The sequence below is a fragment of the Arcicella sp. genome (assembly GCF_964672035.1).
Genome location: NZ_CBABQS010000051.1, coordinates 24,299 through 35,346 on the forward strand (window position 1 = coordinate 24,299; position 11,048 = coordinate 35,346).

Sequence of the window (11,048 nt, forward strand, 5' to 3'; positions counted from 1 at the left end):
CTAAAAACGAATGTTTATAAATGCTATTGCCAGCTATTTGCCCGAGCAAATAATAACGAATGCCTATTTTGAAGAATTGAATGGATTAACCGATGAATGGATTACTGAAAGGACTGGAATTCGTGAACGTCGCAAAGCCACAAGTCAAGAAAATACGCATACAATGGCAATCGAGGCGGTGGATAATTTAACAAAAATTCTCCCTTTCGATCTTTCTGAATTTGACCTTATCATCGGGGCTACCTATACGCCTTACGATTGTATTTTTACGCTTGCCCATGCCGTTCAACGTCACATCAATATTAGCGAAATTCCAGTAGTAACGATATCTTCGGCCTGCTCATCTTTGTTGAATGCCGTTGAAATTGTGGAAGGTTATTTTGCCACTAATAAGGCAACAAAAGCACTGATTGTGGCTTCTGAACATAACACCGCTTATAACAACGAAGATGATACTAAAGCGGGCCATCTTTGGGGAGACGGTGCGGTGGCATTATCAATTTCAAAAACAAGAATTTCTGAAGCTGACTGGGAAATTAAAGATGTACTTACCGCTGGTGCTGCTAACGTAGGGAAAGCCTCGGAAAGTGTAACGTTGAAACCACTCGAAAAAGGAATTATTATGCCTTATGGAAAAGATGTTTTTATCAATGCTTGTATGTACATGCCAAAGGCAAGTTTGCAAGTTTTGGAACGTAATAATCTAACAATCAACGATATAAAATACATTGCTCCACATCAAGCTAATCTTAGAATCTCAAAAAATGTGGCTGGTACTTTGGGCGTTTCAGAAGATGTAATGCTTTCAAATATTCAGTATTTAGGCAATACAGGATGTGCAGGATGTGCGATAGTGCTGGATGAAAATAAGCAAAAATTCGTAAAGGGCGATAAGATAATTGTTACCGTTTTTGGCGGTGGATATTCTTATGGAGCAATGCTTTTGGAAATTTAATTTGAAGTAAATAATTGATTAAAAGGCATTACATAAATTATTATGTAATGCCTTTTGACTTAAAATATCTATTCATTTTATTCTACTTTTTTATAGAAAAAACTTAAATCAGTTGAGTTTTTTTAAGAGCTAAATAAGCCATCTTGTAAAATGCACCTCGCTTTTTTGTTATTTGCCAAAAATTAACACGGTAAAACACATCAAATATGCCACTCTTCCAAATGACTGGGCTTTCGGGTGCGGGCAAATCTTCGATTGCTAATTTACTAAAAGACAAACTTTTAGCCATGGATCTCAAAGTCGAAATTATTGATGGAGATGAATTCAGAAAGACGCTTTGTGCGGATTTGGGTTTTTCGATGGAAGATAGAATTGAGCATATTAAAAGGCTTGGTTTTGTGGCTAATATCTTGTCTCGCAACGAAATTATCACGATTATTGCGGCAATAAATCCTTATAACATTGCCCGAAATGAGTTAAAAGAACGCTACAACGCTAAACTCATTTATGTAAGATGCGATGTGGAAACCCTCCGAAAAAGAGACACCAAAGGACTTTACCAAAGAGCTTTTTTACCCGAAACTCATCCCGATAAAATTCATAATCTCACGGGTGTGAATGACACTTTTGAAATTCCCAAAAATCCTGATTTAGTAATTGATACTTCTGAAGAGACCCTTGAAGATTCTTTGGAAAAAATTCTTGATTTTATTCTGAAAAATTAACAAAATCTCAAATCCATTCGCCCGTATCGTCACCATTTTCAACAGGTAAATACGTCAAATACTGAACCATTCTGGGCAAATTACTAGTGTTTGGCGTGGCACAATGTGGCAAAGCTTGATGCCAAATCACAAAATCTCCCGCATTTCCAAGCACAGGAATAGGCTTTAATTCTTGAATTGCCATGTCTCTTGGATTCGCATTTTGAGGTATTTTTTTTAGCCAATTTTTTATTTCATGATGAAACCCTGGCACGCAATGAAACGCTCCACTGTCTTGTTTTACATCAGTCAGATACAGTAAACCTTGTAATTTGAATGGAATTGGGAAGCGTAAACTCACGTCCCAATGCAAAGAACTTCCTCTAAATTTATACGAATCATTTTCTGGAGGATTGAAACTCACTTTGTCAATGACCCGATAAATTTTATCCATTCCGTATAGCTGTTGATAGGCTTTTTGAATTTTCAGAGAAGCTCTATTTTTTTCCAAAGTTGGGTGTTTTGTAAACAGCACCATCAAGCCTTCTTTTGCTTCGTGATGTTTGTACCAAGAAGCTGGATTATCTAATGAAGCCTCCAAATAATTTAAAATTGCATTTTGTGTTTGTTCACAATCTTCTCTCGAAATAGCGTTTTTAACAACAATATAGCCATTTTTATTCCAAAATCCCAAATCTTCTTGACTCAGCACATCTGGGAAATGTTCAATATTTTCGTTTTGATAGACTCGCTTATTTTGATCAATCCAATCTTCAAAATCGGGCGTGTCGGGTTGATTAAAATAGAGAAAATGTAGCGTTTCTTCCATGCCAATTCCATGCTCAAAAACGGCATTTTGAAAGGCATTCCAATCTTTTTGCTTAACGGTTTTATTAGCTAAAATATGCTCTCTGAAAGTATTTAAAATGGATGAATTTATCATTTTTTTTGTTAATTTTTTATACATCTCAAACACCTTCTTTTGATAATCAGGCAGTTCATCTTCCAATGGTTTTTCTTCAAAAACGGTGTTTGGTCTTTTGCTATGAAATTGAGTTCTCTCAACCATTTTTTGCTTGATGGACGGCTCAATTTTTAGCTTCAAAAATTGCTCAATTTTGTCTAAACTTGTCAGGATTCCTTCGGCATAATTGATGAATAGGACATTGTTATCTTTTTCGATAATTGCTAAATATCGTTCAAAGTATTTTTCTAAGACTTTTGCTACGTAAACTGGACGTTCTACCTTTAATATTTCTTCCAAAGTAAACCCAAAAATTGCTGGCTGAATCACACCTGGGGCAGCGTGCATACCGCTCTCCTGCACCTGTGAACGGATGACTTCATCGGGTCGTCTGAGTGAGAAAATGAAGGGCGTTTCGGGGTATAATTTCCTTAATTTTTCGTAATAAAAAATATGCCAACTGTCTAATTTGATGAAGAAATTTTGTTCTTCACCCGTTCTTTTTTGTCCTAAAAATTTCACGACAGCTTTTAAGGATTCGTCTATTTTTTCTTCTGAAACATTGGGTTTTTTGAAGAAAATTTCTCGTAAAACTTCATCAAAAATGGGCGGTTCGGCAAGGACAATATTTTGTTCGTCCAGAGAAAGCAATTGAGCTAAAAGTGTTGAACCACAACGAGAAATATGAAAAATGAATGCCGTTGGAGCTAATGAGGCTATATTTTCAGAAAAATCAATAATCCCATCCAATGTCGAGACAGCATGAAAGTTTTTTTGATTTTCTTCAAAAACTCGGCATTGCCCTGTGGTTTCGTGAAAGAAGGGTTCAGTGAATTTTTTGTTAGCAACGTATAGCCACCGACAATGCAGCTCTTTATCGAGAAAATCTAATCGGAATGGAATCCAGTTCTTTAGTGGATGGGAGTTCATATTTTGATATGTTGGAATCCAATGATAGAATGAATAAATATCATCATACACCTAATGTACTTAATTTCTAATTATCCCCAATTCCTCCTGCAACTGTTTTATCATATGATTAGCCGTCTCGGTTTTCATTAACGATAACTGCTCAATCATCATCAACTTGGTTTGTTGGTCATATTTACTCTTTTTTTCCTCCTCAAAATCATATCCAAAAATTGCAAACAATTGGTCTGACCAATCATTTCTTAGGCAATCAATTACTAAATGAATTCTGTCAGTTTGGCCTTCATTCGACACAAAATGTGGTCGATTGAAATTCGCATACCAACATTCACCCTCACGCATGGGCAAGGCTTTTTTATTGACCGTGAAAATCACTTTATCATTGGTTTGGATTGGAATATGGATTCTGAAAAATCCATCTTCGTAACCTGCGGCTGAATCTGTATGTTCTTTGATATAGCTGTTGGGCGAAAGTGACAGGAGCCTTACCGCCTCTTTTTCACACATAAAACAATTTACTATTTCCTTGAAATATAAACATTTATTGAGGGTTGGGGTGTCATGGAAAGTAGCATTTGCCGTGGCTAAAATGTCTAATTCACTTCCAGAAATGGAGCGTAATGCAAAACTTGACCAATGTCCCGTGAAGTCATTTTGGTTGAAATGAAGCAACCAATCTACATTTTGGCATAGATTGAGATCAGTTTTTAATCTTTCAATATCATATTTTTGAGGTAATTTATAATCATTCATTAGCTTGTTTATTATTATAGACATACAAAAAACCTAATTTCACAACAATTTTGTTTATTATTCGGTAAATATTCTTTAATATTGTTTCACTTCTTGTTATTCATCTCATACAATTACGGATTACCCTTCTTGTTATTCTTAAAAATACGGCTTATTGAAAGTACTTCAAAAGTAGGTTACAAATTTATTATTTTCAGATTCTTGCTCAACAATTTATTAATTATTTTTTCTTGTTTTTATAATGGATTTTAATGGAGCGATCTTCCAGAAGATTACCGATTTTATTCAGAGTATAGGCATTCCTATCGGCTATCGTCAGATTTCTGAGCAAACTTTTTTGCCTGGATTACTGATTGAAAATGGGACACTATTTATTGATAAAAATCAATTAAAATACATCGGCGATACCCTACACGAAGCTGGGCATGTTGCTTTGATGCTTCCCGAAGAACGAAGCAACTTAACGGGATCTTTGGAAGGTCAAAATGATGCAGAAGCTACTGAAATGGCAGTAATTGCTTGGACGTATGCCGCTTGTTTGGAAATTGGAATTGACCTCACAATTGTCTTTCATCCAAACGGTTACAAAGGTAATAGCGAGAATATTATAGGGAATTTTAATCACGGTCGATACTTCGGTGTTCCCATTTTGGAATGGTACGGCATGACCGATAGAGTTACTAAAACACAACAAAACAATACGAAGTCTTATCCAAAAATGCTTACTTGGGTGAGAACGTAGTTTAAACTATGAGTTTGATACATTTACCTCAATTATTAACTCTTGAAAAATTAACACAGATTGACGCTCTCCTTGAAAGTAGTCTGTTTGTTGATGAGGCAAGAACTGCCTCATTGGCAGCAAAATCTTTAAAAAATAAACTTCAAATTGATAAAGACAATACTCAAACCTTCCCCCAATTACAAACAATAATCCTTCAAGCATTAGAAACAAGTCCGCTTTTTCAGATTGCTACCCTACCCAAACACATTTATACCATAGTTTTTAGTAAATATTCCGAAGGTATGACCTACCGATGGCATGTTGACAGTCAGCCGATGCGTAATCCGCAAATGGGTAGTCCAGCAATTAGAACAGACTTAGCAACGACCATTCTTTTGTCAGACCCAGGTAGCATAGTAATTCATTGAGAATGTGGCTTGCTGACTAATTCTTAGGAAGAGAACTACAACACAAAAACATCCGCCCTTTTCCCATCAAAGTGGGACTTGCAATACCCTTTTAAAGTAGGTAGAGGGATATTTTTATGGATAGAAATTAAAAATCATAAAACAGGTATTTTTACCCTTACACCAACAAATAATCATTTCTAATTTTGCTAAGATGCAAAGCTATGAATATTGATATATTGTTGAGGGTAAGGTGTTTACGATAACACATTATTAAAACAAAACCATCATCATACAATGTCAAACAGTCGTAGAAATTTTTGCAAAAACTCTGTTCTTTTCGGTTTAGGACTTAGTTTTTACCCTTTGATTACTCACGCTAAGGCTAATCAATCTATTAGTAAAAATGTATTGTGTTTGAAAAAGAACGCTCAGAAAACCGTAAAAGTAAATGGAAAGATTCGATATGAAGATTTGAGTCCTGCCAAAAATGCCACGATTGAAATTTGGCATAATAACTCAGCAAGCAATCCTTTAAGTTTTGAATATGAAGGGAAATTGATGACAGACTCGGAAGGAAATTATGGTTTCAATACTGATTTTCCTGAGAAGCATTTTGAGGAAGGATATGCCAAAATGAGGAGGATTCATTTCAAAATCAAAGACCAAAATGGATCAGAAATTTTAACAAAACTTTATTTTGGTACAGATGATAAGGCTTTTGTTGATTGCGCACATTTTAGCAATACTCCAGAAAGGCATCGCTTGGAATTACCCAAAACCAATTACGAAAATTCAATTATTCAATTTAATATTTATCTCAATTCTTAATCACAATTAATTATGGACGTTTTCTTAGGCATGATAGCCGCATTCGGATTCAATTTTAACCCACGTGGATGGGCATTTTGCAATGGACAAACAATGTCTATTGCTCAAAACACTGCCTTGTTTTCCCTCTTGGGGACTACGTATGGTGGCAATGGGCAAACCACCTTTGGTATTCCAGACCTCAGAGGTAGAACCCTGATTGGCATGGGTAATGGACCAGGATTGTCACCTGTTGTGCAAGGTGAAATGGCTGGTAGTCAGTCAATCACTATTCTTGCTACGAATATGCCTCAACATAATCATACCTTGGGTGCGGCAACTATATTAGTGGCAAACACACCTGCTGATGGTGGTGTTCCTGCTGGTTTTTTAGCGAATACTGGAGCAACAAAAATTTATGGTGAAGCCTCAAATGGTTCTACCAAAGCTATTGGTGGTACAACAGATATAGCTGGGGGTAGTCAGCCAATTAGTATCATGAATCCTTATTTGGGAATCAATTACTGTATTGCGATGGAAGGTATTTTTCCTTCGAGGAACTAAATTTTAGCAGTGAGCGATGAGTTTTGAGTAAAATATAAAATCTTGCTGACACTCAATGCTCAAAGCTCATTACTAAAAGCTAAAAAATATGAACCCAAGGATTGGCGTATTATTACCGATTTCAGAATATTATACCGTATTGGCAAGTGATTTTTTGAATGGACTTAAATGGTCTTTTTCAACAAATGATTTGCCAATACCTACCATACTTTTTGAAGGAATCGGCACTGGTACAAATGACAGTATTCTGAGGGTGGCTGAGAAAATGATTATTCAAGAAGAGGTTGATGTGGCGGTAGGATTTTGCGGAATAAATCACCTCCAAAAACTGAGTGGCTTGTTTGGGGCTTACCAAAAATCATTTATTCATACCGACATGGGGGCGAATATCTATGACCCTCATTTGAAAAACGATTACCTTATTCACCAAACCCTCAATATGTGGGAGGCGATGTACCATGCAGGGAATTATGCGGTTGAAAATATTGGAAAAAATGTATCAACAACGGCTTCTTTTTATGAAGCAGGTTATCAATTATTCTATGCTTTTTTTAACGGCGTAATGCAAAATGGTGGGAATATCGTGCATAATCATGTAGTGGGGGCAGACTATAAAACATATAATTTTGAACGAATGATTAATGATATACGCAGTACATCACCCGATGCAGTGCTGAATCTTTTTAGCTATAAAGAAGGTGAAATAGCCTGTCAAAAAATGGTAGAATCAGGGATTATCAACGAACATTGTTTTGTTTATAACCCATTGATGACCAATACTTTTATGAAGGATAATTCGCCTAAAAATCATCTTTTGACGATTAGTCCTTTTTACGTAGAAACCGTACACAGTTTTATTGAAAGCTATAAAACTAAATACAAAAAAGTGCCGAATGAAATAGCCTTGTTGGGCTACGAAACAGGGCTTACGATACAGGAATCGATGAAAATTGACCCTGAGTTTAAAAATCCCATTGCTCAGAATTTGAAGGAGGTGGTATATGAAACGCCACGTGGAAAATTGAACCTCAATACTTATAACGAATTACAGGTTGACGGTTTTACTTTGATTGAAACCAAAGAAAACCAAACAGAATATAAAAGGATTGAAAATAAATCAAATGATAAAATAGACTCTTTACGCCAAGAGTTAGTTACTGGGGGTTGGTTCAACCCATATTTATGTACCTAATAAAATTAACAAAATCATGAAAAATTTTACAAAAAAAATACTGAATTCCCTTAAAATTTGCCTGTTTTTCTTGGGCCTTATGTTTAGTGGAAATACCCTCTTGGCTCAAAAGGTTGCGGTCATTGGCATTGACCATTCGAGTCCCACTCTAAATGGAGGTGATTATGACGGTATTAGCTTTGTAGCTACTGAAAACCTTGTTGCTGGTACTGTTTTCTATTTTACCAATGGACTTTATGACGCTCCTAATTCCAGATTCAGGTCATTAAGTGCCTCGGATGATGGTATTAAATTTATTGCCAAATATACTGTGCCTGTTGGCGGCATTGCCAAAGGAGTAGTCGTTTATATTCAAGAAACGAACCAGACCAGCAATACGCTTGCCACCACTTGCAGTTCGGGTTCTTGTGGTACAGCCAGTTTTCTTGTTTATAATGGTGCTGCCTCAAATTTTACAATTGGTGATATAGTAGTAGGTGTTTGGGCATATAGCGATACTGATGATAATCCAATCAACGGTATTACCACCATTCACTCTGTTATGTACGAGGGTTACTATGATTCAGGGATTGGTACTCAGTTTGTAGGAAATCTTCCTACAAATATGAATCCCACCGTTGCTCCTAACGCTTTTTTTCCTAACGCAATTATTACACAGGGGCTTTTTTCTTCAGTTCCTGTTGCCGTTCAGACAATTAATGAGTTCAAACCGACTTTGAGAGGTGGAGCAGTTTCAAAACTGAATTTAGAAGACCCCTCTAACTATAATAAACTCGTATCAGGTGGTACTTCATTGTCCACCACGGCTTTTGCAAATCTTAACTTAGTCAATACAAACCCTACGGTGGGAGTGGCGGTTTCGCCCAGTTCTGTTACTGAAAACGGAGCTACCAATTTGACTTACACCTTCACGCTTTCTGCAAATGCTGCCAGTAATATTACAGTAAATTATACCATTGGTGGAACAGCCACCAATGGCACAGACTATGCTACAATTTCTGGTTCGGTTGTCATTTCAAGTGGTAGCAACACCGCTACGGTAATAGTAAATCCTACGGGCGATGCAACTCTTGAACCTGACGAAACCGTGACCCTGACAATTACAAGCGGCACTGGCTATGATATAGGTAGCCCAAGTTCGGCAACGGGTACTATTACGAATGATGATACAGGAACATCTTTGCCAAAAGTGGCATTAGTGGGTATTAATCAAGCCGATGCTGGGGTAAATCCAACGCATCAAGATGGTTTTTCATTTGTGGCATTAGAGGATATTACTTCTGGAACGGTAGTACATTTTACCAGAAGAATTTATGATAAAAATACGATTGCTTTTGGCAATACTTTTACGGGTACAGTTAAATGGACGGCAAGTGTGGGAGTGAACAGAGGTGATGTTTACACCGTAATGGAAACCTCGGCGGATGTGTTTACGGTAACTTGTTCAGATGGAAGTAGTTGTGGAACTGCTACAAACATAGATGCAGGATTTACAATTCCTACGAGTGGTATTACTTTATACGCTTACACTGATAATAACGACAACCCAACAGATGGCGTTACCGAAATTTATTCAGCCTTGCATACAGGTGATTTAGTTGGCTCTGTTAATGGTGGAGCCATTCCTGCCATTTCAAATCCTTCTACTATTTACCCAAGTGCAGTAGTGGTTGATAATTTTCCCAATACCAATCCAGGACGTACTGAATATAAATTTCCAACGGAAAGACAAGTAACCGTTACCCGAACATTATTGACCAATGTTTCCAACTGGCTTCATGCTCAATCAACGGCTACGGCTCCTTCAACGGTACGTTTTACCAATATTATTGTAACGAGTGGTGTGCCTAATCCGTTAGTAACGGTTACGGCAAGTCCGAGTTCGGTTTTAGAGAATAGTGGTACAGGTATGGTTTATACCTTTACCCTATCACAAACTGCTGCCAGCAATATGACCATTAATTTTGGCCTAAGTGGCACAGCAACTTTCACTACGGATTACACGCAAACAGGAGCAACGAGTTTTACAGCAAGCACAGGTTCAGTTGTGATTCCGAGTGGGAGCAATACTGCAAGTGTAACGATTACGCCTGTGGCAGATGCAACGCTTGAGCCTAATGAAACCGTTGTTTTGTCAGTTGATGTAGGTACGGGCTATGATGCAGGCAACCCCAGTGTTGCCACTGGAACAATAACAAATGATGATATTATAAATGTAAATCCTTTGGTGGTGATTGTAGGAGTTAATCATGGAACGAATCCAGACCCCGACGGAATTAGTTTTGCAGCTAATCAAAATTTAACGGCTGGCACGGAGATTTACTTTACGGATTCTCCCTATAATAATACGACCTTAAATTTTAGTGCCATTGAGTCGGTAACGAAATATACCGTTCCTACAGGAGGTTTAGCCAAAGGACAAGTGGTGTATGTGGTTGAAACAGGACAATTGACCAATGCTTTTACAGTTACTTGCTCGGCGGGATCTAATTGTGGTACTTTTGCCTTTATTTCAGGAGATTTTGCTATTTCGAGCAATGGTGAAGATTTCTACGCTTATACCGATACTGATGGCGACCCAACCAATGGTATCACCGCTATTCATTCGTTGTTTTATACGATAAATGGGGCAATACCCACAGCTGCTAATCCGAATTCAGTTTTTCCAAATGCGGTTGTCGTCAGTGGTTTTGGCAGTAGTTTACCCAATAGAACTGAATACAAATTTGCTACAAGTGAAAGGTCAATACCCATTAACTTAGCCAATATTCAAATTACAGGTAATTATTTGATTGCACAAACTACGCAAGGTTTGTCGGTAATTCCTTTTGCCGCTTTGAATTTGTGTCCAGCCAGTATTACTACAAATCCATCAAATCCAGCAGCTTTTTGTGCGGGTTCAAATACCTCGGTTTCAGTTACCGCAACAGGTAGTGGACTAACATATCAGTGGCAGGTAAATTCAGGGGCTGGTTTTAGTAATATAGCCAACGGCGGTATTTATAGCGGTGCAACCTCAGCTACTTTGACTTTGACCAATGTACC

The 11,048-nt window shown here is 37.3% G+C and carries 10 protein-coding genes; 8 read left to right on the forward strand and 2 right to left on the reverse strand.

The window, feature by feature from the left end; all coding sequences use genetic code 11:
• The first annotated feature begins 10 nt into the window (after nt 1-10).
• Nucleotides 11-955, forward strand: a complete 945-nt coding sequence (locus AC1W31_RS13820; protein ID WP_481735051.1) for a 3-oxoacyl-ACP synthase III family protein — start codon at nt 11-13, stop codon at nt 953-955.
• 206 nt (nt 956-1,161) lie between these two features.
• The gene (gene cysC / locus AC1W31_RS13825; protein ID WP_481735052.1) at nt 1,162-1,680 is read left to right on the forward strand and encodes an adenylyl-sulfate kinase; all 519 of its coding nucleotides are present in this window, start codon (nt 1,162-1,164) and stop codon (nt 1,678-1,680) included.
• A 7-nt stretch (nt 1,681-1,687) separates the two neighbouring features.
• Here the strand turns inward: cysC and AC1W31_RS13830 are convergent, their stop codons facing one another.
• Nucleotides 1,688-3,553 carry a phytanoyl-CoA dioxygenase family protein gene (locus tag AC1W31_RS13830; RefSeq protein WP_481735053.1) on the reverse strand — a complete coding sequence of 622 codons (1,866 nt, stop codon included), beginning with the start codon at nt 3,551-3,553 and terminating at the stop codon, nt 1,688-1,690.
• Nucleotides 3,554-3,613: 60 nt separating this feature from the next.
• A complete protein-coding gene (locus AC1W31_RS13835; protein WP_481735054.1) occupies nt 3,614-4,330 on the reverse strand; it encodes an aspartyl/asparaginyl beta-hydroxylase domain-containing protein in 717 nt (238 codons plus the stop codon).
• A 217-nt stretch (nt 4,331-4,547) separates the two neighbouring features.
• On the opposite strand from AC1W31_RS13835, the gene AC1W31_RS13840 reads away from it, so the two are divergent.
• The 6 genes from AC1W31_RS13840 to AC1W31_RS13865 form a co-directional block, all read left to right on the forward strand.
• A complete protein-coding gene (locus tag AC1W31_RS13840) occupies nt 4,548-5,048 on the forward strand; it encodes a hypothetical protein (protein ID WP_481735055.1) in 501 nt (166 codons plus the stop codon).
• A gap of 8 nt (nt 5,049-5,056) precedes the next feature.
• Entirely contained in the window at nt 5,057-5,458 is a 402-nt protein-coding gene (locus AC1W31_RS13845) for a hypothetical protein (RefSeq protein WP_481735056.1), read from the forward strand.
• A 396-nt stretch (nt 5,459-5,854) separates the two neighbouring features.
• The gene (locus tag AC1W31_RS13850) at nt 5,855-6,268 is read left to right on the forward strand and encodes a dioxygenase family protein (RefSeq protein WP_481735057.1); all 414 of its coding nucleotides are present in this window, start codon (nt 5,855-5,857) and stop codon (nt 6,266-6,268) included.
• A gap of 12 nt (nt 6,269-6,280) precedes the next feature.
• A complete protein-coding gene (locus AC1W31_RS13855; protein ID WP_481735058.1) occupies nt 6,281-6,811 on the forward strand; it encodes a phage tail protein in 531 nt (176 codons plus the stop codon).
• A gap of 88 nt (nt 6,812-6,899) precedes the next feature.
• Nucleotides 6,900-8,003, forward strand: coding sequence for an ABC transporter substrate-binding protein (locus AC1W31_RS13860; protein ID WP_481735059.1), 1,104 nt, complete (start codon nt 6,900-6,902; stop codon nt 8,001-8,003).
• A 16-nt stretch (nt 8,004-8,019) separates the two neighbouring features.
• A partial coding sequence (locus AC1W31_RS13865; RefSeq protein ID WP_481735060.1) for a beta strand repeat-containing protein occupies nt 8,020-11,048 on the forward strand: 3,029 nt, incomplete at its 3' end.

Excerpts from the sequence above, each read along its gene's own strand:
- cysC (WP_481735052.1), top strand. The coding sequence starts at position 1,162 with ATGCCACTCTTCCAAATGACTGGGCTTTCGGGTGCGGGCAAATCTTCG.
- AC1W31_RS13835 (WP_481735054.1), bottom strand. The coding sequence starts at position 4,330 with ATGTCTATAATAATAAACAAGCTAATGAATGATTATAAATTACCTCAA.
- AC1W31_RS13860 (WP_481735059.1), top strand. The coding sequence starts at position 6,900 with ATGAACCCAAGGATTGGCGTATTATTACCGATTTCAGAATATTATACC.
- AC1W31_RS13845 (WP_481735056.1), top strand. The coding sequence starts at position 5,057 with ATGAGTTTGATACATTTACCTCAATTATTAACTCTTGAAAAATTAACA.
- AC1W31_RS13840 (WP_481735055.1), top strand. The coding sequence starts at position 4,548 with ATGGATTTTAATGGAGCGATCTTCCAGAAGATTACCGATTTTATTCAG.
- AC1W31_RS13855 (WP_481735058.1), top strand. The coding sequence starts at position 6,281 with ATGGACGTTTTCTTAGGCATGATAGCCGCATTCGGATTCAATTTTAAC.
- AC1W31_RS13830 (WP_481735053.1), bottom strand. The coding sequence starts at position 3,553 with ATGAACTCCCATCCACTAAAGAACTGGATTCCATTCCGATTAGATTTT.
- AC1W31_RS13820 (WP_481735051.1), top strand. The coding sequence starts at position 11 with ATGTTTATAAATGCTATTGCCAGCTATTTGCCCGAGCAAATAATAACG.